The following is a 22,387-nucleotide window of genomic DNA, read 5'->3' as shown; positions in this document are numbered from 1 at the left end:
CGATCGCGGCCTCCGCCGGGGCTGAGCCGGATACGGAGACTGCGGGATCGGCCTCCGTCAGGTCTGCCGGAGATACGGCGCCGGCTTCTGCCCCAGGATCCGCCACGTGCCGACGAGCCCGAGGAGGATCGCCAGCGCCACCGCGGCCACGGCCGCGACCAGCGCGCCCGACAGGTCGAGGCGGAAGTCGAGGTGCATGACCTTGGCGACGATCACCCAGCCGGCGAGCGTCCCGGCCAGGAGGCCGAACAGCGCCGTGGCGAGCCCCAGCGCCGCGTATTCGAGGGCGTAGGCGGTGAGCAGGCGCGCCCGGCTCGCGCCCAGCACCTTGAGCACGACGGCGTCGTAGAGCCGCGCCCGGTGCCCGGCCGCGATGGCGCCGGCCAGCACGAACAGGCTCGCCAGCACCGCCACGGCGCTCGCCCCCCGGATCGCCAGGACCAGCCGGCCGACGAGGTCGCCGATGGCGTCCAGGGCGTCCTTCACCCGCACGGCGCTCACCGACGGGAAGGTCTTGGCGACGTCGCGCAGGATGCGGTTCTCGGCGGAAGCGTCGGTGCCGCCGGGCAGGGTCAGCGTCGCGAGGTCGGAATGCGGCGCCCCCCGGAAGGTGCCCGGCGAGAACACCATCACGAAGTTGATGCCGAGGTTGCGCCACTCCACCCGGCGCAGGTTGAAGATCGTCGCGGTGAGGTCGCGCCCGAGCACGTTCACCGTCACGGTGTCGCCGAGCTTCAGGCCGAGCTGGCGGGCGAGGTCGGCCTCGAAGGAGACCAGCGGCTTCGCGCCCTGCTCCGGGCTCCACCACGCGCCCTCGGTGAGGCTGGAGCCGTCCGGCACCGTGTCGGCGTAGGTGATGCCCCGGTCGCCGTCGAGCACCCAGGCGGCGTCTTCCGGGGGGCGGATCTTGCTCGCCGGCACGCCGTTCAGGGCGACGATCCGGCCGCGCATCATCGGCACGTCCTCGATCTTCCCGCTCGGGGCCGAGCGCGCCAGGAACTCCCGGAACTGGGCGGCGTCCCGCGAGGGTATGTCCAGGAAGAAGAGATTCGGCGCCCGGGCCGGCAGGGTCGCGCTGATCGTGCGGCGGACATTGGCGTCGATCAGGCTGAGCGTCACGAGGAGCGTCACGCCGAGGCCGAGCGACAGGACGATGGCGGGCGTCAGGGCGCCGGGCCGGTGCAGGTTGGCGAGCGCCATCCGGGGCGCCGGCCAGCGCGGGTGCGGCAGGCGGCGGGCGAGCGCCATCAGGCCGAGCGCCACCCCATGCAGCAGGCCGAACGCGATGGCTGCGGCCGCGATGAAGATCAGCGCGACGCGCCGGTCGAAGGCGGTCGCCACCGACAGGCCGACCAGGGCCGCGAGGCTGACGGCGAGCCAGATCCGGTAGCGCCAGCGCGGGCTGACGCGGGCCGGGTCGACCGTGTCGCGGAACAGCCCGGAGACCGGCACGTCGTGGGCGCGGCCGAGCGGCGTGATCGCGAACGCGAAGGCCGTGATCAGCCCGTAGGCGGCCGCGAGCGCCAGCTCCCCGGGGGCGAGCGTCGGGTTCAGCGGCAGCGGCAGGTCGGCGGAGAACAGGGCGTCGAGGAGGAAGGGCAGGCTCGCGCCGATCGCGAGGCCGATCAGGGTGCCGAGGCCGGCGATCAGCATCACCTGCGTCAGGTACAGGGCGACCACCTGCGAGCCCGGCGCGCCGACGCTCTTGAGCGTCGCGATCGAGGGCCGCTTGCGCTCCACGAAGGCGTGGACGGCGTTGCCGACCCCGACGCCGCCGACGATCAGCGCGGTGAGTCCCACCAGGGTCAGGAACTGCGTGAAGCGCTCGATGCTCTTGGCGAAGCGCGGGTCGGCGTTGGTGCGCGAGCGGATCTCCCAGCCGGCCTCGGGGGTGGCGGCGCGGATCCGGGCCTGCGCCGCGTCGAGGTCGGCGTCCGGCGTGCCGGGCGGCAGGACGAGGCGGTAGCTCCAGCGGTTGAGGCTGCCGGGCTGGACGAGGCCGGTGGCGCGGAGCGTCGGCTCGGAGACCATCAGCCGCGGACCGAAGCCGATGCCGCCGGCGATCTTGTCGGGCTCGGACACGATGGTACCGCGGATCGCCACGTCGTGCCCGGCGAGCGCGATCCGGTCGCCGACCTTGACGTCGAGGCGGGTGAGCAGGGCCGGGTCGGCGAGCGCCCCCGGCACCCCGTCGCGCTCCGCCAGCAGGTCGGCGAGGCGGCCCGGCGGGTCGGTCGCGAGGTCGCCGGCGGTCGGATAAGTGGCGGGGTCGACGGCCTTCAGCTCGACCAGGGCCGCGTCGCCGCTGCCCGCCACCGCCATGGCCCGCAGGGAGGCGACGATGTCGAGGCGGCCTTCGCCCGCCAGCGCCTGCCTCTCCGCGTCGGTCGCCTCGCGGTTGATGAGGTTGAAGGCGAGGTCGCCGCCGAGGATGCGCCGGCCCTCCCGGCCCAGCCCGTCGGACAGCGAGCGCGAGATCGACGCCACGCCCGCGATGGCCATGACGCCCAGCGCGATGCAGGCGAGGAACACCGCGAAGCCGTCGAGCCCGGCCCGCAACTCGCGCAGCGCGAGGCGCAGGGTGAGCGGGATCCGGCGGGGCGCGGGGTCGGGGCGGGTGATCGTGCCGTGCATCAGGCGGTCACCGCCTCCTCGATCCGCCCCGAGCGCAGGCGCACGGTGCGGTCGCACAGGCGAGCGAGGCCGTTGTCGTGGGTGACGAGGACCAGTGTCGCGCCGCGGTCCCGTTTCAGCCGGAACAGCAGGTCGACGATCTGGCGGCCGGTGGCCTCGTCGAGGTTGCCGGTGGGCTCGTCGGCGACCAGGATCGCGGGGTCGGGGGCGACCGCCCGGGCGATGGCGACGCGCTGCTGCTCGCCGCCGGAGAGCTGCGCCGGGTAATGGTGCAGCCGGTGCCCGAGGCCGACCGCCTCCAGCTCGGCGCGGGCCCGCTCCAGGGCGCCGGGCCGGTCGGCGAGTTCGAGCGGAAGGGCCACGTTCTCGAGCGCCGTCATGGTCGGCACGAGGTGGAAGGCCTGGAACACGATGCCGATCCGGCGCCCGCGGAACCGCGCCAGCGCGTCCTCGTCGAGGCGGACGAGGTCGGTGTCCTCGATGACGACGCCGCCGGAATCGGGCCGCTCCAGCCCGGCCATCACCATCAGCAGCGTCGACTTGCCGGAGCCGGACGGGCCGACGAGGCCGACCGCCTCGCCGCGGTCGACATTCAGCGAGATGCCGCGCAGGACGTGGACGCGGGCGGCGCCGCGGCCGAGGCTGAGATCGATGTCCGACAGCGCGATCGCGGGCTCGCGCAGCACCTTGCCTTGGCTCACCGGTGAGCCGATCTGTGGGCGATGACGAGCATGGCGCGCGAGGTCCTCACGTGGGGTCGATCCCTTCGGCTTCGATCTTGGCTCTACGGGCCGCGGGTGCACCGCGATATGGGTTCGGCATTGGGGCCGCGCCATGACGCGCGCGCTGTGTTCCGGCGCACGGCCCTGTATGCCGCAGCGCTAGCGCTCCTGATGGTCCCTTTCATGACAGCCGTCGCGCCGGGAGCGCGGGCCGCGCCCGGCGAGCCGGTCAAGCTCGTCGCCCTCGGCGACAGCCTGACCGCGGGCTACAAACTCCCGGCCGACGCCGCCTTCCCGACCGTGCTGGAGCGCCTGCTCAAGGCCAGGGGCGCGGACGTGACGGTCGCCAATGCCGGCGTCTCCGGCGACACCGCCACGGGCGGCCTCGACCGGGTCGACTGGTCCGTCCCGGACGGGACCGCGGGCGTGATCCTGGAACTCGGTGCCAACGACATGCTGCGCGGCACCGACCCGAAGGTCACCGAGGGCGCGCTCTCGGCGATCATCGAGCGGCTGAAGGCGCGGGGCATCCCGGTCCTGCTCGCCGGCATGCAGGCCGCGCCCAATCTCGGACCCGACTACAAGGCCCGGTTCGACGCGATCTACCCGGCGCTCGCCAAGCGCTACGGCCTGACCCTCTACCCGTTCTTCCTCGACGGGATCATCGGCGACCGGGCGCAGCACCTCGACGACATGATCCACCCGAACCGGCAGGGCGTGGAGACCATCGCTTCCCGCATGCTGCCGACGGTGGAGGGTTTCCTGGGGGGCCTCCGGCAGGGGGCGTCGCGGTAGTGCCGCGCCTGTTCACCGGCCTCGCGGTGCCGCCCGCGATCGCCGACGCGCTCAGGGCCTGGCAGGGCGGCCTGCCCGGGGCCCGCTGGATCGAGCCCGGCGACTTCCACGTGACCCTGCGGTTCATCGGCGACGTCGACGCGACCACGGCCGACGACGTGGTGGAGGCGCTGTCCGAGATGCGGGTCCGCCCGGCCCTGACGGTGACGCTCGACGGCCTCGGCATCTTCGGCGGCGACAGGCCGCGGGCGCTCTACGCCTCGGTGGTGCCGGAGGCGGAGCTGACGGATCTCCAGGCCGAGCAGGAGCGGCTCGTGCGCCGGGCCGGGGTCGAGCCGGAGCGGCGGAAATTCACCCCGCACGTGACCCTGGCGCGCCTCCGGCGCGACGCCACGCCGGAGGCGGCGGCGATGTACCTGTCGCAGGCGCCGGTCTTCGCGCCGCTGATTTACACGTCGGAGAGGGTGACGCTGTTCTCGGCGCGGGACTCGACCGGCGGCGGTCCGTACGTGGCGGAGGCGGAGTTCCCGTTCGCGTGATGCGCCTGGGCTCGGTCGTTCACGTCCTTGCGAGCGAAGCGAAGCAATCCAGAGTCGGCGACATCGCCCCGAACGTCGCGCTGCCCTGGGTCACTTCGCGTCGCTCGTGATGACGGAGGTTCGGTCTTCATGCGGGCCGATCGCGCGATCGGCCCGAACCGGCCTACAACCGCCGCAGCGCCACGCTCTCGATCCGGTGGCTCGCGCCCTTGGTGAGGATCAGGCTCGCCCGCTGGCGGGTCGGCACGATGTTCTCGCGCAGGTTCGGCAGGTTGATCGTCGTCCAGAGCCGGTCGGCGATGTCGAGGGCCTCGGTCTCGGCGATCTCGGCGTATTTCCGGAAGTACGAGCGCGGGTCGCGGAACGCCGTCTGCCGCAGCTTCATGAAGCGCGTGACGTACCAGCGGTGCAGGTCGTCCTCGTGGCCGTCGAGATAGATCGAGAAGTCGAAGAAGTCGGACACGAACGGGATCGCGGTCCCGTCCCGCGGCAGCCGCGCCGGCTGGAGCACGTTCAGGCCCTCGACGATCAGGATGTCGGGGCTCTCCACGACCCGCTCCTCCCCGGGCACCCGGTCGTAGACGAGGTGCGAGTAGAGCGGCGCGGTGACGCGCTTGTGGCCGGCCTTCACGTCGTGGAGGAAGCGCAGCAGCGCGGCGGTGTCGTAGCTCTCCGGGAAACCCTTGCGCTCCATCAGCCCGTTGGCGGCGAGTTCGGCGTTGGGCAGCAGGAACCCGTCGGTGGTGACGAGGTCGACCTTGGGGGTGTTGGGCCAGCGCGCCAGCAGGGCGGTCAGGATGCGGGCGGTCGTGGACTTGCCCACCGCCACCGACCCGGCGAGCCCGATGATGTAGGGCGCCTTGGTCTCGCGCTCGGCCATCAGGAAGCGCTGCGTCGCCTTGAACAGGCCCTGCGTCGCCGCGACGTACAGGGCGAGCAGACGGGACAGCGGCAGGTAGATCGCCACCACTTCCTCGACCGAGATCGGGTCGTTGATCGATTGCAGCCGCTCAAGGTCTTCCTGGTTGAGGGTAAGCGGCGTGTCGGCGCGCAGCTGCGCCCATTCCTCGCGGCTGAAGCGGCGATACGGCGAGAGCCGGTCGGACGCTTCGAGGATCGCCTCGACCGAGCCCGGCAGCGCGGCCGCGTTCACGCGTGGCGCCTCGCGGCCTTCTCGGCGATGCCGCTCTGGGCCGTGCGACGCTCCAGCTCCGCCATCACGGCATCGAGCTCGACCCCGCCCGCCCGGAGCAGCACGACGAGGTGGTAGAGCACGTCGGCGGCCTCGTTCCGCAGGCCGGTCTTGTCGCCCTGCACGGCCGCGATCGCCGCCTCCACCGCCTCCTCGCCGAGCTTCTTGGCCGCCTTGGCGGGGCCCTCGGACAGGAGCTTGGCCGTGTAGGAGGTGGCCGGATCGGTCCCGGCGCGGCTCGCCACGAGGGCGGCGAGGTCGGCGAGCGTGTAGGCGGTCATGAAGCGATCTGCATGTTGCGACGGCCCCTTATACAGATCAGGGCCGGATTTCGGCAGGAAACTGCGCCACGGCCGCTCGGCGGGCAAGCGGAGCGGGTGAAGGCCGCCCGGCTTTGTCTGGGGATCACCCGTTGTCTTGGGTTCACCCGTTCGGCAGGTGCCGCGCCAGCGCCTCCAGCACGGCCATGCGGACGGCCACGCCCATCTCGACCTGCTCGCGGATCAGCGACTGCGCCCCGTCGGCGATCTCGGAGGAGATCTCGACGCCGCGGTTCATCGGCCCCGGATGCATCACCAGGGCGTCGGGCTTGGCGAGCGCCAGCTTCTCGCCGTCGAGGCCGAAGTAGCGGAAATACTCCTTCACGGAGGGCACGAACGAGCCGTTCATGCGCTCCCGCTGGAGGCGCAGCATCATCACGATGTCGCAGCCGACGAGGCCCTTGCGCATGTCCGTGAAGGTCTCGACGCCGAAGCGCTCGATCCCGGAGGGCAGCAGCGTCGAGGGCGCGATCAGGCGGACCCGCGCGCCCATGGCCTGGAGCAGGATGATGTTGGAGCGCGCCACCCGCGAGTGCAGGACGTCGCCGCAGATCGCCACCTGCAGGCCCTCGATCCGGCCCTTGTTGCGGCGGATGGTGAGCGCGTCGAGGAGGGCCTGGGTCGGGTGCTCGTGGGCGCCGTCGCCGGCATTGACCACCGCGCAGTCGACCTTGCGGGCGAGCAGGTGAACGGCGCCCGCCGATTCGTGACGGACCACGATGATGTCGGGCCGCATGGCGTTGAGCGTCGCGGCGGTGTCGATCAGGGTCTCGCCCTTCTTCACCGAGGACGAGGCCACCGACATGTTCATGACGTCGGCGCCGAGCCGCTTGCCGGCGAGCTCGAAGGACGATTGCGTCCGCGTCGAGGGCTCGAAGAACAGGTTGATCTGCGTGCGGCCCCGCAGGGTCGTGCGCTTCTTCTCCACCTGCCGCGAGATGTCGACGGCGGATTCGGCGGCGTCGAGCAGCCCCTCGATGTCGGGCCGGGTCAGGCCCTCGATGCCGAGGAGGTGCCGGTGCGGGAAGGCCGGGGGCGCGGGCGTCGTCATGATGAGGCCCGGGTGTAGGTGCGGCGCGCCCGGGGGGCAAGGCTGTTCGGCGCTCATCCCGGTTCAGTCATGACGCTCGCTCCGTCAGGGGCTGCGGGCGTCACGGGTTCGAGGCCCACGCTGTCCGTCCGGCGGCAGGATGGGGCTCGTCGCGCTCCGTCATCGACGGCGCGCGCCCATCGGGGCAGTCGCACTTCGAGGGGCGGCTGCGGCCTTTTTCCCGGCGGATGGTAACCGCCCGCCCCCGCGCCACGTATCTGCCCGAACGGTCGGGATTCGTACGCTCCCGACCCCGCGCCGCTTGCCCGGGATCCAGACGCTTGGCCGCCTCCCCTGCCCTCGAAGCCCCCGAGACCGTCGACCGGCAGGGGCGCCGCTGGTTCTACCGCCACCCGCTGGTCATCCGGCTGGCGCACTGGATCAACGCCGCGGTGCTGCTGGTGCTGCTGATGAGCGGCCTGCAGATCTTCAACGCCCACCCGGCGCTCTACTGGGGTTCGGTCTCGACCTTCGACAATCCGTCGCTCGCCATCACCAGCGAGCCCGGCCGCGACGGCACGACCCGCGGCGTCGTGACGGTCGGTTCCCACACCCTCGACACGACCGGCGTGCTCGGCCTGTCGAGGGAGGGCGGCACCGAGGTGGAGCGCGCCTTCCCGTCCTGGGCGACGCTGCCGGCCAACCAGGACCTCGCCACCGGGCGGCGCTGGCATTTCCTGTTCGCGTGGCTGCTGGTGATCAACGGGGCGGTCTACCTGCTCTACGGCCTGGTCTCGGGCCAGCTCCGCCGCCGCCTGATCCCGGACGGCGACCAGATCCGCGACTTCGGCGGCTCCGTGAAGGAGCACCTGCTCCTGCGCTTCCCCGAGGGCACCGAGGCCAAGCGCTACAACGTCATCCAGAAGCTGACCTACCTCGTGCTGGTGCTGGGCCTGCTGCCCGCGATGGTGCTCGCCGGCCTCGCCATGTCGCCCGGGATGGACGCGGCCTGGCCGTGGCTCACCGAGCTGTTCGGCGGCAGGCAATCGGCGCGCAGCGTCCACTTCATCGCCGCCGGGCTGATCGTGCTGTTCGTGGTGGTCCACGTGCTGCTCGTGGTCGTCTCCGGGCTCGTCAACAACATGCGCGGCATGATCACCGGCTGGTTCAGCCTCGGCCGCGACCGGGAGACCGCGCGATGATCCTCCACCGCCGCAAGCTCCTCACCGCGGGCGCCGGCCTGATGGGCACCGCGCTGCTGGCCGGCTGCGACAAGTTCGCCGGGACCGAGACGGGGCAGCGCACCCTCAAGGTCGGCGAGGACGCCAACGAATACGTCCAGCGCCTGCTGATGTCGCCGACGACCCTGGCCCGGGAATTCCCGGCCTCGATGATCTCGCCCTGGTTCAAGCCGAACGGCACGATCGACCCGCCGGACCGCGCCTACCGGGCGCTGGCGGCGCGGAACTTCTCGGACTTCAAGCTCTCCGTCGACGGGCTGGTCCAGACCCCGCTGTCGCTGAGCCTCGCGGACCTGCGCGCCCTGCCGTCGCGCACCCAGATCACCCGGCACGATTGCGTGGAGGGCTGGAGCTGCATCGGGCAATGGGGCGGCGTGCCGCTCGCCGAGGTGCTCAAGAAGGCCGGGCTGAAGCCGCAGGCGCGCTACGCGGTGTTCCACTGCGCCGACACGCTGGAGTTCGAGGCCGGTCCCAAGGGCGGTGGCAGAGGGCGCAACCAGGGCGCGTCCCTCTGGCGCCCGAGCCATCCGGGCGCGGTGCGCGACGCTTACGTGCAGCTCGCCGCCGCCGACGATTGGGGCGGCCCGGCCACCGCCACCGACGCGCCCAAGGACGATTGGGGCCAGGGCAGCCCGGCCCCGGAGCCCGAGCCGGCGGGGATCCCGATCCGCTACTACGAGAGCATCGACCTCTACGACGCCTTCAACCCGCAGACGATCCTGGCCTACGACCTCAACGGCAAGCCGCTGCCGGTCTCGAACGGCGCGCCCCTGCGGCTGCGGGTCGAGCGCCAGCTCGGCTACAAGCAGGCCAAGTACGTGATGCGGGTCGAGATGGTGGAGTCGCTCGCCGGGATCGGCCAGGGCAGCGGCGGCTACTGGGAAGACCGCGGCTACGAGTGGTACGCGGGGATCTGAGGCGACTGACGGGATTTTGAGCTGCTGACGCGGCAAGTTCCGTGCTGGAGCCCGGGCCGCGTTTCATCCTGCATGGCCTCTTCCCCGGACAGGTGGAGCGACGCGGAACCTGATCAGGACCCGGCCCGAAAAGTGCCGCGCAGTGGCTCCCCCGAACAACCTCGCGATTTGACAACCCGCCGCCCGTGACCCACTTGTGCCCGGCGCGCGGCCCCGGCCCGACGGCGGGCATACGTCCCACGCGAATCTCGAACAGAATTCGTCCGTCGCGCCCAGGCTCCGTCAGGGGCAGAGGTCTGAATGAAAGTCGTCGTCGTCGAGTCGCCGGCCAAAGCCAAGACGATCAATAAGTATCTCGGCCGCGACTATGAAGTCATCGCCTCCTTCGGGCATATCCGCGACCTGCCGCCCAAGGACGGCTCGGTGGATCCCGAGCAGGACTTCCACATGGTCTGGGAGCTGGCCGACCGCGGGGCGAGCCGGGTCTCGGAGATCGCCAAGGCGGTCAAGGGCGCCGACAAGCTGATCCTCGCCACCGACCCGGATCGCGAGGGCGAGGCGATCTCCTGGCACGTGCTGGAGGCGCTCACCGCCCGCAAGGCGCTCAAGGGCATCCCGGTCGAGCGCGTGACCTTCAACGCCATCACCAAGGCGTCGGTCGAGCAGGCGATGCGCAAGCCGCGGGAGATCGACCAGGCGCTGGTCGACGCCTACCTGGCGCGCCGGGCGCTCGATTACCTCGTCGGCTTCAACCTCTCGCCGGTCCTGTGGCGCAAGCTGCCGGGCGCCCGCTCGGCCGGGCGCGTCCAGTCCGTGGCGCTCCGGCTCGTGGTCGAGCGCGAGATGGAGATCGAGCGGTTCAAGCCGCGCGAGTACTGGACGCTCATCGCGACGCTGACGACCGCCGACGGCGCGACCTTCGAGGCCCGCCTCGTCGGCGCCGACGGCAAGCGGATCCAGCGCCTCGACGTCGGCACGGGCGAGGAGGCGGCCGCCTTCAAGCGCGACCTCGAGCTCGCGACCTTCCAGGTGGCGAGCGTCGAGGCGAAGCCCGCCAAGCGCCACCCGCAGCCGCCCTTCACCACTTCGACCCTCCAGCAGGAGGCCTCCCGCAAGCTCGGGATGGCGCCGGCCCAGACCATGCGGGTCGCCCAGCGGCTCTACGAGGGCGTCGATATCGGCGGCGAGACGGTCGGCATCATCACCTACATGCGGACCGACGGCGTCGACATGGCGCCGGAGGCGATCCAGGACGCCCGCCGGGTGATCGGCAAGGAGTTCGGCGACCGCTACGTGCCGGACGTTCCGCGCAAGTACAGCGTCAAGGCCAAGAACGCCCAGGAGGCCCACGAGGCGGTGCGCCCCACCGACATGGGCCGCCTGCCCAAGACGGTGGCGCGCCACCTCGAGCCCGAGCAGGCCCGGCTCTACGAGCTGATCTGGACCCGCACCATGGCCAGCCAGATGGAATCGGCCGAACTGGAGCGGACCACCGTCGACGTCACCGCCAAGGTCGGACCGCGGACCATCGACCTGCGCGCCACCGGCCAGGTGGTGAAGTTCGACGGCTTCCTGACCCTCTACCAGGAGGGCAAGGACGACGAGGAGGACGAGGAGAGCCGCCGCCTGCCGCCCATGAAGGCCGGCGACCCGCTCGCCCGCGAGCGGATCAGCTCGACCCAGCACTTCACCGAACCGCCGCCGCGCTACTCCGAGGCGAGCCTCGTGAAGCGCATGGAGGAGCTCGGCATCGGCCGCCCGTCGACCTATGCCGCGGTTCTCCAGACCTTGCGGGATCGCGAATACGTCAAGATCGAGAAGAAGCGGCTGCAGCCGGAGGACAAGGGGCGGCTCGTCACGGGCTTCCTCGAGAGCTTCTTCCGGCGCTACGTCGAGTACGACTTCACCGCCGGCCTCGAGGAGCAGCTCGACCGGGTCTCCAACGCCGAGATCGACTGGCGGGCGGTGCTGCGCGACTTCTGGCGCGACTTCTCCGCGGCGATCGGCGAGACCAAGGAGCTGCGCGTCGCCGACGTGCTAGAGGCGCTGAACGGCCTCCTCGGCCCGCACATCTTCCCCGACAAGGGCGACGGCTCGAACCCGCGCACCTGCCCGACCTGCGGCTCGGGCCAGCTGTCGCTGAAGCTCGGCAAGTTCGGCGCGTTCATCGGCTGCTCGAACTACCCGGAGTGCAAGTACACCCGGCAGCTCTCGGCCTCGGGCGTCGACGGCGACGGGGACGGCTCCTCGGCCGAGGGCGGCCAGCCGGGCGTGCGGGTGCTGGGCGACGATCCCGCGACCGGCCTGCCGGTGACGCTGCGCGACGGCCGCTTCGGGCCGTTCCTCCAGCTCGGCGAGGCCTCCGCCGAGAAGGGCGCCGAGAAGCCGAAGCGCTCGTCGCTGCCCAAGGGGCTCAGCCCCTCGGACGTGGATCTCAACAAGGCGCTGGCCCTGCTGGCGCTGCCGCGCGAGGTGGCCCGCCACCCCGAGACCGGCGAGCCGATCCTGGCCAATCTCGGCCGGTTCGGACCCTACGTGCAGCACGGGAAGACCTACGCCAATCTCGGCAAGGACGACGACGTGCTGGAGATCGGGGCTAACCGCGCCATCGACCTGATCGTCGCCAAGGAGCAGGGCGGCGGACGCGGCCGCCCGGCCGCCGATCCGGGCCGGCCGCTCGGCAAGGACGAGGCCAGCGGCCGCGATCTCGTGGTCAAGGCCGGCAAGTACGGGCCCTACGTCACGGACGGCGAGGTCAACGCCACGCTGCCGAAGACGATGAGCGCCGAGGCGCTGACCCTCGACGAGGCGATCGCCCTGGTGAACGCCAAGCGCGCCGCGGGCGGCGGCAAGCCGGCGAAGCGCGGGGCGGTCCGGAAAGGGTCGGCGCGGGCCGCGGGCGGCGACAAGCCGGCGGCGAAGAAGACCGCCGCGAAGAAGCCTGCGGCCAAGAAGGCGGCGGCGAAGACGTCGAGCGCGGGCTGAAGCGTTCGTGGACGAGGCTGAGGCGGGCCGGCAAGCCCGCCCGTCCTTGCGAGCGGAGCGAAGCAATCCAGTGCATCGCGAGGCGTTCGAACGTGGCGCCGACTGGGTTGCTTCGCTCCGCTCGCAAGGACGCGGGTGAGGCAGCGTCGACGCTCTCTCACCGTGGGGTGCGGTCAGCGATCGGGATCAGACCAGGTAAGTGATCGTCGCCGCGACCGCAGTCGCGAAGGTCGCCAAGGTGATCGTGGTGGCATTGACCAGCGCCCGCCCGGCCGGAGCGACAGCCGCGTCATCGTCGCAGCCGAAGGCGGCGCCGGCCGCGTGCTCGAAGCGGATCAACGTGAGGCGGCGGGCCTCGATCGCGGCGTCGCTCATGGACTGCGGCTCCCTGACCACGGTCAAGATTTATCTCCGCCACCAACGTCGATCGTCCCGTTCTGTTCCGGGCGTCGCCTGTGGAAGCCGGGCATGCGGGTCACGAGAAAGCCTTAACCCATTGTTGTGCAACGTCGTGATGACGGCCCGGCGCGCGGAACCGTGTGCCGACACGGACGCGGCCCTCGCTCGCGGCGGCGCAGCATGCGATGATGCGACCGCCTCGCCGCAGGGCGAACGGCTTTGATGTTTATGGTTTGTTCCGCTATCATGCGGGGATGAAGGCGCATGCTCCACGACCCGAGACCCGTCCCAAGACCCGTCTGCGCGAAGCCGAGCCGGCCGACGCGCCGCGCGCCAGGAGGCCGCGCGTGAGCGATCCGGCGCGGGACCTGTTCGGGCCGGGCGGCAAGGGCGCGGCGGCCCGCCCGCCCGAGCCGCGGCGGCGGCTGGATTCGGCGGCCTCCGTGGCGACGCTCGCGGCCGCCGAGCCGGAGGGCGGCTACACCGCCTCCGACATCGAGGTGCTGGAGGGGCTGGAGCCCGTCCGGCGCCGGCCCGGCATGTATATCGGCGGCACCGACGAGCGGGCGCTCCACCACCTGTTCGCCGAGGTGATCGACAACTCGATGGACGAGGCGGTCGCCGGCCATGCCAGCTTCATCGAGGTGGAGCTTGAGGAGACCGGCGCCCTCGTCGTCACCGACAACGGCCGCGGCATCCCGGTCGACCCGCACCCGAAATTCCCCGGCAAGTCGGCGCTCGAGGTCATCATGACCACGCTGCACGCCGGCGGTAAGTTCGACTCGAAGGTCTACGAGACCTCGGGCGGCCTGCACGGCGTCGGCATCTCGGTGGTGAACGCACTCTCCGACCTGCTGGAGGTCGAGGTGGCGCGCAACCAGACGCTCTACCGGCAGACGTTCTCGCGCGGTCATGCCCAAGGGGCCTTGGAACTGGTCGGCCGGGTGCAGAACCGCCGCGGCACGCGCGTGCGCTTCCACCCGGACGCCCAGATCTTCGGCTCGCTGAAGTTCGACCCGCGCCGCCTGTTCAAGATGGCGCGCTCCAAGGCCTACCTGTTCGGCGGCGTCGAGATCCGCTGGCGCTGCGCCCCGGCCCTCCTCGAGGGGCTGGAGGACGTTCCGCCCGAGGCGGTGCACCGCTTCCCCGACGGGCTGCGCGACTACCTCGCCCGCGACATCGACGGGAAGGAACTCGTCACCGACGCCATGTTCTCCGGCAAGATCACCAAGCCGGGCTCGCACGGGTCGCTCGAATGGGCGGTGGCCTGGATGGTCGCCGAGGACGGGATCTCGCACTCCTACTGCAACACGATCCCGACGCCCGAGGGCGGCACCCACGAGGCCGGCCTGCGCGTCGCGCTGCTGCGCGGCCTGCGCGAGCACGCCGAGCGGGTGAACCAAGCCAAGCGCATGACGGCGGTGACCACCGACGACGTCATGGCGACCTGCGCGTCGATGCTCTCGGTGTTCATCCGCGAGCCGGAATTTCAGGGCCAGACCAAGGACAAGCTCGCCACCGTGGAGGCCCAGCGCATCGTCGAGACGGCGGTGCGCGACGCCTTCGACCACTGGCTCGCCGCCTCCCCGGCCCAGGCCAACAAGGTCCTCGACTGGGTGATCGACCGGGCCGAGGAGCGCCTGCGCCGCCGCCAGGAGAAGGAGGTCGCCCGCAAGAGCGCGACCCGCAAGCTGCGCCTGCCCGGCAAGCTCGCCGACTGCTCGGCGGCCGGCACCGCGGGCTCGGAGATCTTCATCGTCGAGGGCGACTCGGCCGGCGGCTCGGCCAAGCAGGCCCGGGACCGGGCGACCCAGGCGATCCTGCCGCTGCGCGGTAAGATCCTGAACGTCGCCTCGGCCTCGCGCGACAAGCTCGGCGCCAACCAGCTGATCTCCGATCTCACCCTGGCGCTCGGCTGCGGCACCGGTTCGGCCTTCCGCGAGGCGGACCTGCGCTACGAGAAGGTGATCATCATGACGGACGCCGACGTCGACGGCGCCCACATCGCCTCGCTGCTGATCACCTTCTTCTACCGCCAGATGCCGAGGCTGATCGACCGCGGCCACCTCTACCTCGCGATCCCGCCGCTCTATCGGCTGCAGCAGGGCTCGAAGGTGGCCTATGCCCGGGACGACGCGGATCGGGAGCGGATCGTCAAGACCGTGTTCAAGGGCGGCAAGGTCGAGATCGGGCGGTTCAAGGGCCTCGGCGAGATGATGCCGGCCCAGCTCAAGGAGACCACCATGGATCCGAGGAAGCGCACATTGCTGCGCGTCGCGGTCCTGGACGAGGCCCGGGAATCGACCGGCGACACGGTCGAGCGCCTGATGGGCAACAAGCCCGAGGCGCGCTTCGCCTTCATCAGCGAGCGCGCGGCCTTCGCCGAGGGCGCCGACCTCGACATCTGACGCCGGAGCGCCGGCGCGGCCTCGCCGCGTCGGTCGATGGCGCCCGCGCCGTCATTGCGAGCGGAGCGAAGCAACCCAGCAGCGCCACGTCCACCGAAGTCGCGCTGCCCTGGATCGCTTCGCTGCGCTCGCAAAGACGGGTTTCGGTCGCGCCTTATCGGGGCGGCGCGATCACCTTGGCCGGGTCGAAGGGCTGGGCCGCCGCCACCGTGTCCTTGCCCATGTTGAGGACCGCCGAGAATCGGTCGCCGCCGGGACGCAGCACGAGGGCGCCCGGCTCGACCGCGATGAGCTTGCTGCCGAGGCCGAGGAAGCCGCCGACGTCGATCACGACGGCCTTGAGCGTCCCGCCGTCGGCGATGAGCAGATCCTCGATCTTGCCGACGCTGTCGCCGGCGGCGTTGCGCACCGTCACGCCGATCATCTTCGTGGTCAGGAAGGTGACGGGCTTGAGCCCCTGACGCTTGGCGGCGTCCTCGGCGCTCGCCGCCTCCGTCAGCCGCCCGCCCCCCTTGCCGTCCGTCGAGGTTCCCGGTCCCGTGGCCGGCAGGATCGTGTCCTTGCCGATCACGCTGGCGTCCTGCGCGGAGGCCGGCGCGTTCGCGAGGCCGAGGGCCGCGAGCGACAGGAGAAGGATTCGGCTTCGCATGGCTGATCGCTCCGCGCGCCCGGTCCCTGCGTGGAAGGCCCTGTCCGGGTCACTGAGGGGCGCCGCGGTCTCAATCGCGGGCGGCCCGCGCGGTTCCGGCCCTCCCTGTCGCACCCGCCGAGGTCGGTTCGCGGTCCCGAAACGCGAAAGGGCCCGGCCTTGCGGCCAGGCCCTTCGGGAGCGCGGAGCCGGCAGAGCCGGCTCCGGCATCCGGTCTCAGTACGAGCCGAACTTGTAGTTCAGGCCGGCGCGGACGACGGCGAACTCGGTCTTGGCGGCGGCGCCGTTGAGGTAGGCGATGCCGTTCGGGGGCAGGAGGTTGCCGTAGAACACGCCGCCGGCCGAGTTCTTCTGGCGGTCGAGGCTGACGTAGAGGCCTTCGACCTTCAGCGTCACGGCGTTCGAGCGGAAGAAGTTCAGGAACGAGTCGGTGGGCAGGGCGTACTCGACGCCGCCGCCGGCGGCCCAGCCGGTGCGGAAGCTGTCGCGGAAGCGGTTGCCGGCGAAGTTCTGGTCGTCCTGGCCCGAGCCGTAGGCGAAGCCGCCGGTGCCGTACACGAGGGTGCGGTCGAAGGCGTAGCCGAGGCGGCCGCGCACGGTGCCGAAGTAGTCGAGGCCGTTGCCGCTGGTGGCGACGAAGGCGCGCGGGGCGGCGAACGCGATGCCCGGGGCGCCGCCGAAGGCGTAGTTCTGGGTGCCGTTGGCGCGACGGGCGAAGTCGACGTACTGGGCGTCGGCCTCGAAGCCGATCACGACGCCGGAGCCCGGGGTGAACTGGTAGTTGTAGCCGATCTGGGCGCCGCCCGAGAAGCCGTCGTTGTTGCTGCGGTTGTTGACGCTGACGACGCCGGCGGTGCCGGGGGAGTTGATCAGCGAGCCGCCGGGCAGGGCGTAGTTGGTGGTGTTGCGGCTGTTGGCGTCGAAGCCGTAGCCGGCGTTCACACCGAAGTAGAAGCCGGTCCAGGTGAACACCGGCACCGGCGTGAACACCGGCGGCGGCGCGGCGCGGCGCGGAAGGTCGGCGGCGGACGCCGCGGCGGTCATGCCGGCGAGGACGGTGGATGCGAGGAGAAGCTTCTTCATGGTGGTGTTCGGTCCTGGGGTTAGCTTGAGCCGGCAGCCTTCTAGGCGCTCTCGGATGGCGGGTCTGTCGCTTTCCTGCAACAAGCCTCTTCAGGCTAGGGACATCCCGTCAACGAAAGATGAAGACTAGCCGGCCCTGCCCGACAGCAGACGGCCCACTCGCACGCTCGAGGAGGGCGAGGAGAGCTGCAGAGACCGTGAAGACTAGCTGCCTTGCGCGCCGCGCATATTGGCGGCAGCCGGCGCGGGGCCGGCGACATCGCTCGTGGTCTCTGCAGGAGCCGTCGGCGGCGAACGTTTTATTCCGGCACAACTTCGACGAGAATGATTCTCGCGCGTAAGCGATCGATTAACCCTGTTGCCCGATGGTCCGTCGCTCGCAGGCCCGTCCCCGGGCCCCTGTCGCGCCCCAAACCGAATCCGGTCCCCCGCCGGCGGAGACCGCTGTCCATGCAGAGCCCCGACGGACGGAGCCGGACGACTTTCGGCAAGCGCCGGACCGGCGAGGCCGCGCCCGGCGCGCAGGCCGGCCCGCGGACCGGCTCGACCGCCGCGCGGGTGGCGCGCGCCGAACCGAGGCGGAGCGCGGGCCCCCTGCCCTGGACGCTGCGCGTGGCGGGCCTGGTCGGGATCGTCGCGGTGATCGGCGCCTACCAGCTCGCGCGGCTGAGCCGGCCCGACGCGCCGACGCCCGGGACTGCCGTCGCGACCGCGGCGCTCGCGCCGATGGCCGAGCCCGAGACGACCGGCGCCATCGCGGCGGCCCGATCCGCCCGCACCACCCGCCTGGATCCCTGCGTCGCGCCCGCGGGCGACCGTCTCCGGCCCTGATCGGCGACCCTTCGCGCGGCCGATCCCCTGTGCGCGGGCAGGCACTGTAGCCATTGCGAGATTGACAAGTCGCGCCAAGGCCCTAACTGACAGGGAGCATGCGCCCCGCGGCCCCGGGAGCGTCCGAGCGCCCCGCGCGAGCCTTTCCCAGCCGTTGCCGCGACGGTGTCCTTCGCGCCGGCCGGGCGCGCAACGGTTCCTGAACGCAGATGCCTTTTTCCGACCTGGGACTGAGCGAGAAAGTCCTGAACGCCGTCGAAGCGGCGGGTTACACCGAGCCGACGCCGATCCAGGCCGAGGCCATCCCTCACGTGCTGGCGCGCCGCGACGTCCTCGGGATCGCCCAGACCGGCACCGGCAAGACCGCGGCCTTCACGCTCCCGATGCTGACGCTGCTGGAGAACGGCCGCGCCCGCGCGCGGATGCCGCGCACGCTGATCCTGGAGCCGACCCGCGAGCTGGCCGCCCAGGTGGTCGAGAATTTCGACCGCTACGGGACGAACCACAAGCTCAACGTGGCGCTGATCATCGGCGGCGTCTCCTTCGCCGATCAGGACGCCAAGCTGATGCGCGGCACCGACGTGCTGATCGCGACGCCCGGCCGCCTGCTCGACCATTTCGAGCGCGGCAAGCTGCTGCTCACCGGCGTCGAGCTCCTGGTCATCGACGAGGCCGACCGCATGCTCGACATGGGGTTCATCCCCGACATCGAGCGCATCGTGAAGATGGTGCCGTTCACCCGGCAGACGCTGTTCTTCTCGGCGACCATGCCGCCGGAGATCGAGCGGCTGGCGGACATGTTCCTGCACAACCCGCAGCGGGTCGAGGTGGCCCGGCCCGCCTCCACGGCGACCACGATCACCCAGCGGCTCGTCGCCACCGGCGCCGAGGGGCACGCCAAGCGCGAGCGCCTGCGCACCCTGATCCGCGGCGAGGGCGAGCTGAAGAACGGGATCATCTTCTGCAACCGCAAGCGCGACGTGGCGCTGCTGCAGAAGTCCCTGGTCAGCCACGGCTTCGACGCCGCGGCGCTCCACGGCGACATGGACCAGCGCGCCCGCACGACGGCCCTCGACGGGTTCCGCAACGGCGACACCGCCCTGCTGGTCGCCAGCGACGTGGCGGCGCGCGGTCTCGACATCCCGGCCGTCAGTCACGTCTTCAACTTCGACGTGCCGCATCACCCGGAGGATTACGTCCACCGGATCGGCCGCACCGGCCGCGCCGGCCGCAGCGGCACGGCCTACACGCTGGTCGCCCCCGACGACACGCGCTCCCTCGGCGCCATCGAGGCGCTGATCGGCCAGCCGATCCCCTGGCTGGACGGCGACCTGACCAGCGTGGCCGACGCGTCCGGCGATACCGGGACGCGCCACCGCGGCCGCGCGAGCGACGGGCGTCGGGGCGGCCGCTCCGCCAAGAGCGGTGGACGGAGCGGCGACAAGAGCGGCAGCGACAAGAGCGGCAGCGACAAGGGTGCCGACAAGGGCGCCGACAAGGCCGTCGTCGAGAAGAGTGCCCGGAGCGCGAGCGAGACCGAGGAGGTCCGCGAGCGTCCGACCCGGTCGCGCGGCGGCCGCGGCGCGGCGCGCGCGGAGAGCCGCCCGGACGATCGTCCCGAGAGCCGCTCTGAGAGCCGCCCCGAGAACCGTCCGGAGCCGCGCGCGTCGGGCCGCGCGTCAGGCCGCGGCGGCGAGTCCGCGCGCGAGGAGCGCGGGCGCCGGATCGACGCGGACGGGGACACGCCCGTCGGCCTCGGCTCGCACGTTCCTGCGTTCCTGCTTCGACCAGTCTTGGCGAAGAAGGATAAGTAACAGACGTCTGTTCCGGCTTAACTGTCCGGCTACCAGGCAGCCGTATATTGGGTCAGGGCAACGACGCAGGCGCGTCGGTCGCCCCGGACCGCGGGATACGGATGAGCCAGGAGACCTATTCGGATCGCGATCGCAGCTTCGCGTTGGCGAAGCGCAGCCACGATCTGATTCGCGACTACGGGCCCTCCGCGACGCCGCGCGCCTACGCCGTCTGGTACGCCTACGTCTCGGGGGAGCTGCCGCTGCTCGCCGACGCCGTGAAGCGTCTCACCACGCAGAACGGCTGCCTCACCGAGGGCGACATCGACGACCTGCACGAGACCTATCTCGACGGGCGCCGCCTCGCGAGCACCACCGACGACGTCAGCCGCATCGTCCTCAGCGAGATCGCGGCCGTCACCGAGATCCTGGACCTCTCCCTGGGCTCGACGGCGCAGTACAGCGAGTCGCTGCGCGCGGTCGCCCAGGACCTCTCCCAGGGCGTCCCGAGCCGGGCGCGGTTCGGCGAGATCGTCGCGACCCTGGCCGCCACGACGCGGGAGGTCGCCGCCAACAACCGGATCCTCGAAGCCCGCATGCGCGAGACCCGCAGCGAGATCGAGACCCTGCGCGAGAAGCTCGAGGCGACCCGGCGCGAGAGCCTGACCGACGCCCTGACGGGGCTCGCCAACCGCAAGCATTTCGAGGAGACGCTGAAAGCGTCGATGGAGACGGCCCGGGCGCGCAGCACGCCCATGAGCCTGATCATCCTCGACATCGACTTCTTCAAGCGATTCAACGACCTGTACGGTCACCTCACGGGCGATCAGGTCCTGCGACTCGTGGCGATCGTGATGCGCGAGAACGCCGGCAAGCAGGCGCAGCTCGCCCGGTTCGGCGGCGAGGAGTTCGGCATCATCCTGCCCGGGGTCGACCGGACGGTGGCCAAGCAGGTGGCCGAGACGGTCCGCGCCAGCGTCATGGGGCGCGAGCTGGTCAAGCGCTCGACCGGCGAGTCGCTCGGCAAGGTCACCATCTCGCTGGGCGTGGCGGTGCTGCGCCCGGGCGACACGCCCGCCTCGCTGATGGAGCGGGCCGACCTGTGCATGTTCGCGGCGAAGCGCGCCGGCCGGAACCGCTTCCTGGACGACGCCGCCGAGTCGCTGATGCAGGTGGCCTAGAGCCGGCCCCGGCCGTGTCGCCGTCCGGCGACACGCGCCACCCGGGACGGCGGGCGCGGACCGGTCAGGCCTGCGCGGGCAGGCGGTCAGCCGAGACCGGCGTGATCGCCACCGACTCGCCGCAGCCGCAGGCCGAGGTCTGGTTCGGGTTGTTGAACACGAACTGCGAGGCCAGCTTGTTGGTGGTGAAGTCCATCTCGGTGCCGAGCAGGAACAGCACCGCCTTCGGGTCGACGAACACGCGCACGCCGCGATCCTCGACCACGTCCTCTCCGGGCTTGGCCGCCTCGGCATATTCCATCGTGTAGGACATCCCGGCGCAACCGCCGTTCCGGACGCCGACGCGCAGCCCGGCGATCGGCCGGTCGGCCTCCGCCATGATCGCCTTGATCCGATCGGCGGCGCGATCGGTCAGCGAGAGAACCTTGAAACCAGCGGACATCGTCACCCTCCCGCCCATCCGGGTTCAAGGCCCGGGGACGCGCATTCCGACGCGTACAAGATAAGCATTGGCCCGGGGCCGGTCCACCGCGGCGGGGTCACACCGGCCCGGCATTCGCCGCGCGGGAGCGCCCTCAGGCGGCCTCGCCGGTCAGTCGCGCGAAGGTCCCGAGATCGACGTTGCCGCCGCTGATCACCACGCCGACGCGCTTGTTCGTCACGTCCACGAGGCCGCTCAGCACCGCCGCCGCCGCGAGGCAGCCGGTCGGCTCGACCACGAGCTTCATCCGGCTGGCGAAGAACCGCATGGTCTCGACGAGCTGCGCGTCGGTGACGGTGAGGATGTCGGACACCCGCGCGCGGATGATCGCGAAGGTCAGGTCGCCCAGGGCCGTCGACTGCGCACCGTCGGCGATGGTGCGGGGCACCGGGATCGTGACGATCCGGCCCTCGCGGAACGAACGCTGCCCGTCATTGCCCGCCTCCGGCTCGACGCCGATCACCCGGCAGCCCGGTGACAGCTCCGCGGCGGCGAGGGCGCAGCCCGCGAGCTGGCCGCCACCGCCGAGGCAGGCCATCAGCACGTCGAGGGGGCCGACCGTCTCGATCAGCTCCTGCGCCAGCGTCCCCTGCCCGGCGATGACGTCGGGATGGTTGAAGGGCGGGATCAGCGTCAGGCCGCGGGCCTCGGCGATCTCGCGGCCCAGGGCCTCGCGATCCTGGGTGTAGCGGTCGTACAGGACCACCTCGGCGCCGTAGCCGCGGGTGGCGGCGATCTTCGCCGCGGGGGCGTCGCCCGGCATGATGATCGTGGCGGGCGCTCCGAGCAGCCGGCTCGCCAGGGCGATCGCCTGGGCGTGGTTGCCCGAGGAGTAAGTGATGACCCCGCGGGTGCGGGCCGCCTCCGGCAGCGCGCTGATCGCGTTGTAGGCGCCGCGGAACTTGAAGGCGCCGGCCCGCTGCAGGTTCTCCGCCTTGAAGAACAGGCGCCCGCCGGTCATCGCGTCGGCCGTGCGGGAGGTCAGCACCGGGGTGCGGTGCGCGGCCCCGGCGATCCGCTCGGCGGCGCGGGCCACGTCCGCGAAGGTCGGAAGGCCGCCGGTGGCCGCGCCGGATTCGCCGTGCTGCGTGTCGTGCATGGTCGCCTGCATCGTTGCCTGCATCGTCGTCCGGGTACCATCCGCCCGGGGCCGCGCCGGAGCGAGGCCGGGCCGCAGCCCGTCATAC

The 22,387-nt window shown here is 71.6% G+C and carries 19 protein-coding genes; 9 read left to right on the top strand and 10 right to left on the bottom strand.

Annotation, left to right across the window (positions count from 1 at the left end; translation table 11 throughout):
* Positions 1 to 57: 57 nt before the first annotated feature.
* Positions 58 to 2,634, bottom strand: a complete 2,577-nt coding sequence (locus BM314_RS25055) for an ABC transporter permease (protein WP_091980966.1) — start codon at positions 2,632 to 2,634, stop codon at positions 58 to 60.
* Positions 2,634 to 3,317 carry an ABC transporter ATP-binding protein gene (locus BM314_RS25050; protein WP_085986741.1) on the bottom strand — a complete coding sequence of 228 codons (684 nt, stop codon included), beginning with the start codon at positions 3,315 to 3,317 and terminating at the stop codon, positions 2,634 to 2,636. The genes BM314_RS25055 and BM314_RS25050 overlap by 1 nt, the downstream gene beginning before the upstream one ends.
* Before the next feature lie 222 nt (positions 3,318 to 3,539).
* Between BM314_RS25050 and BM314_RS25045 the strand changes: the two genes are divergently transcribed.
* Together BM314_RS25045 and thpR are read left to right on the top strand one after the other, a co-directional pair.
* Positions 3,540 to 4,151, top strand: coding sequence for an arylesterase (locus BM314_RS25045; RefSeq protein WP_020095341.1), 612 nt, complete (start codon positions 3,540 to 3,542; stop codon positions 4,149 to 4,151).
* Positions 4,151 to 4,690: an RNA 2',3'-cyclic phosphodiesterase gene (thpR, locus tag BM314_RS25040; protein ID WP_091980964.1), complete on the top strand. Its 540-nt coding sequence runs from the start codon at positions 4,151 to 4,153 to the stop codon at positions 4,688 to 4,690. The genes BM314_RS25045 and thpR overlap by 1 nt, the downstream gene beginning before the upstream one ends.
* Before the next feature lie 163 nt (positions 4,691 to 4,853).
* Here the strand turns inward: thpR and coaA are convergent, their stop codons facing one another.
* From coaA to BM314_RS25025, 3 genes are all read right to left on the bottom strand, one after another.
* Positions 4,854 to 5,843 (bottom strand): type I pantothenate kinase, encoded by a 990-nt coding sequence (coaA, locus tag BM314_RS25035; protein WP_020095339.1) that lies wholly within the window; start codon positions 5,841 to 5,843, stop codon positions 4,854 to 4,856.
* On the bottom strand, positions 5,840 to 6,163 hold the full coding sequence (locus BM314_RS25030; protein ID WP_020095338.1) for a phosphoribosyl-ATP diphosphatase: 324 nt from the start codon (positions 6,161 to 6,163) through the stop codon (positions 5,840 to 5,842). Before BM314_RS25030 ends, coaA begins: the two co-directional genes overlap by 4 nt.
* 142 nt (positions 6,164 to 6,305) lie before the next feature.
* Positions 6,306 to 7,253: an aspartate carbamoyltransferase catalytic subunit gene (locus BM314_RS25025; protein ID WP_042669664.1), complete on the bottom strand. Its 948-nt coding sequence runs from the start codon at positions 7,251 to 7,253 to the stop codon at positions 6,306 to 6,308.
* A 320-nt stretch (positions 7,254 to 7,573) separates the two neighbouring features.
* Between BM314_RS25025 and BM314_RS25020 the strand changes: the two genes are divergently transcribed.
* The 3 genes from BM314_RS25020 to topA all read left to right on the top strand — a co-directional run bounded on the left by BM314_RS25020 (position 7,574) and on the right by topA (position 12,375).
* Positions 7,574 to 8,434, top strand: coding sequence for a cytochrome b/b6 domain-containing protein (locus BM314_RS25020; RefSeq protein ID WP_056531198.1), 861 nt, complete (start codon positions 7,574 to 7,576; stop codon positions 8,432 to 8,434).
* Complete coding sequence (locus BM314_RS25015; RefSeq protein WP_042669666.1) at positions 8,431 to 9,390, top strand: molybdopterin-dependent oxidoreductase; 960 nt, start codon at positions 8,431 to 8,433, stop codon at positions 9,388 to 9,390. The genes BM314_RS25020 and BM314_RS25015 overlap by 4 nt, the downstream gene beginning before the upstream one ends.
* 300 nt (positions 9,391 to 9,690) lie before the next feature.
* Positions 9,691 to 12,375: a type I DNA topoisomerase gene (gene topA / locus BM314_RS25010; protein ID WP_091980962.1), complete on the top strand. Its 2,685-nt coding sequence runs from the start codon at positions 9,691 to 9,693 to the stop codon at positions 12,373 to 12,375.
* Between the two features lie 186 nt (positions 12,376 to 12,561).
* On the opposite strand, the gene BM314_RS25005 is transcribed toward topA, so the two are convergent.
* Complete coding sequence (locus BM314_RS25005; protein WP_056531209.1) at positions 12,562 to 12,750, bottom strand: hypothetical protein; 189 nt, start codon at positions 12,748 to 12,750, stop codon at positions 12,562 to 12,564.
* Positions 12,751 to 13,121: 371 nt separating this feature from the next.
* Here BM314_RS25005 and parE point away from each other — a divergent pair, with 371 nt between their 5' ends.
* On the top strand, positions 13,122 to 15,182 hold the full coding sequence (gene parE, locus BM314_RS25000) for a DNA topoisomerase IV subunit B (protein WP_020095332.1): 2,061 nt from the start codon (positions 13,122 to 13,124) through the stop codon (positions 15,180 to 15,182).
* 154 nt (positions 15,183 to 15,336) lie between these two features.
* Here parE and BM314_RS24995 read toward each other — a convergent pair whose 3' ends face one another.
* Positions 15,337 to 15,831: a PRC-barrel domain-containing protein gene (locus BM314_RS24995; RefSeq protein WP_020095331.1), complete on the bottom strand. Its 495-nt coding sequence runs from the start codon at positions 15,829 to 15,831 to the stop codon at positions 15,337 to 15,339.
* 216 nt (positions 15,832 to 16,047) lie between these two features.
* The gene (locus tag BM314_RS24990; RefSeq protein ID WP_091980959.1) at positions 16,048 to 16,914 is read right to left on the bottom strand and encodes an outer membrane protein; all 867 of its coding nucleotides are present in this window, start codon (positions 16,912 to 16,914) and stop codon (positions 16,048 to 16,050) included.
* A gap of 450 nt (positions 16,915 to 17,364) precedes the next feature.
* Here BM314_RS24990 and BM314_RS24985 point away from each other — a divergent pair, with 450 nt between their 5' ends.
* The 3 genes from BM314_RS24985 (at position 17,365) to BM314_RS24975 (ending at position 20,719) form a co-directional block, all read left to right on the top strand.
* Positions 17,365 to 17,745 (top strand): hypothetical protein, encoded by a 381-nt coding sequence (locus BM314_RS24985; RefSeq protein WP_091980957.1) that lies wholly within the window; start codon positions 17,365 to 17,367, stop codon positions 17,743 to 17,745.
* Between the two features lie 209 nt (positions 17,746 to 17,954).
* Complete coding sequence (locus tag BM314_RS24980; RefSeq protein WP_091980954.1) at positions 17,955 to 19,559, top strand: DEAD/DEAH box helicase; 1,605 nt, start codon at positions 17,955 to 17,957, stop codon at positions 19,557 to 19,559.
* Between the two features lie 101 nt (positions 19,560 to 19,660).
* Entirely contained in the window at positions 19,661 to 20,719 is a 1,059-nt protein-coding gene (locus BM314_RS24975) for a GGDEF domain-containing protein (RefSeq protein ID WP_020095327.1), read from the top strand.
* Positions 20,720 to 20,783: 64 nt separating this feature from the next.
* Here BM314_RS24975 and BM314_RS24970 read toward each other — a convergent pair whose 3' ends face one another.
* Together BM314_RS24970 and BM314_RS24965 are read right to left on the bottom strand one after the other, a co-directional pair.
* Positions 20,784 to 21,161: a HesB/IscA family protein gene (locus BM314_RS24970; protein ID WP_012317999.1), complete on the bottom strand. Its 378-nt coding sequence runs from the start codon at positions 21,159 to 21,161 to the stop codon at positions 20,784 to 20,786.
* 133 nt (positions 21,162 to 21,294) lie between these two features.
* Positions 21,295 to 22,311, bottom strand: a complete 1,017-nt coding sequence (locus BM314_RS24965; RefSeq protein WP_091980953.1) for a threo-3-hydroxy-L-aspartate ammonia-lyase — start codon at positions 22,309 to 22,311, stop codon at positions 21,295 to 21,297.
* Positions 22,312 to 22,387 lie beyond the last annotated feature (76 nt).

This window comes from Methylobacterium sp. 13MFTsu3.1M2, assembly GCF_900112625.1.
In the GTDB taxonomy this organism is placed as follows: Bacteria; Pseudomonadota; Alphaproteobacteria; order Rhizobiales; family Beijerinckiaceae; genus Methylobacterium.
The sequence above is the reverse complement of the archived record's forward strand: the minus strand, read 5'-3'. Positions and strand labels throughout refer to the sequence as shown.

What these genes read in the sequence shown, in the direction of transcription:
- BM314_RS24965 (WP_091980953.1), bottom strand. Translation starts at nt 22,311, where the DNA reads ATGCAGGCGACCATGCACGACACGCAGCACGGCGAATCCGGCGCGGCC.
- BM314_RS25055 (WP_091980966.1), bottom strand. Translation starts at nt 2,634, where the DNA reads ATGCACGGCACGATCACCCGCCCCGACCCCGCGCCCCGCCGGATCCCG.
- BM314_RS25025 (WP_042669664.1), bottom strand. Translation starts at nt 7,253, where the DNA reads ATGACGACGCCCGCGCCCCCGGCCTTCCCGCACCGGCACCTCCTCGGC.
- BM314_RS24980 (WP_091980954.1), top strand. Translation starts at nt 17,955, where the DNA reads ATGCCTTTTTCCGACCTGGGACTGAGCGAGAAAGTCCTGAACGCCGTC.
- BM314_RS24970 (WP_012317999.1), bottom strand. Translation starts at nt 21,161, where the DNA reads ATGTCCGCTGGTTTCAAGGTTCTCTCGCTGACCGATCGCGCCGCCGAT.
- BM314_RS24990 (WP_091980959.1), bottom strand. Translation starts at nt 16,914, where the DNA reads ATGAAGAAGCTTCTCCTCGCATCCACCGTCCTCGCCGGCATGACCGCC.
- BM314_RS24975 (WP_020095327.1), top strand. Translation starts at nt 19,661, where the DNA reads ATGAGCCAGGAGACCTATTCGGATCGCGATCGCAGCTTCGCGTTGGCG.
- topA (WP_091980962.1), top strand. Translation starts at nt 9,691, where the DNA reads ATGAAAGTCGTCGTCGTCGAGTCGCCGGCCAAAGCCAAGACGATCAAT.
- BM314_RS25045 (WP_020095341.1), top strand. Translation starts at nt 3,540, where the DNA reads ATGACAGCCGTCGCGCCGGGAGCGCGGGCCGCGCCCGGCGAGCCGGTC.
- BM314_RS25005 (WP_056531209.1), bottom strand. Translation starts at nt 12,750, where the DNA reads ATGAGCGACGCCGCGATCGAGGCCCGCCGCCTCACGTTGATCCGCTTC.
- BM314_RS25030 (WP_020095338.1), bottom strand. Translation starts at nt 6,163, where the DNA reads ATGACCGCCTACACGCTCGCCGACCTCGCCGCCCTCGTGGCGAGCCGC.
- BM314_RS24995 (WP_020095331.1), bottom strand. Translation starts at nt 15,831, where the DNA reads ATGCGAAGCCGAATCCTTCTCCTGTCGCTCGCGGCCCTCGGCCTCGCG.
- BM314_RS25015 (WP_042669666.1), top strand. Translation starts at nt 8,431, where the DNA reads ATGATCCTCCACCGCCGCAAGCTCCTCACCGCGGGCGCCGGCCTGATG.
- BM314_RS24985 (WP_091980957.1), top strand. Translation starts at nt 17,365, where the DNA reads ATGCAGAGCCCCGACGGACGGAGCCGGACGACTTTCGGCAAGCGCCGG.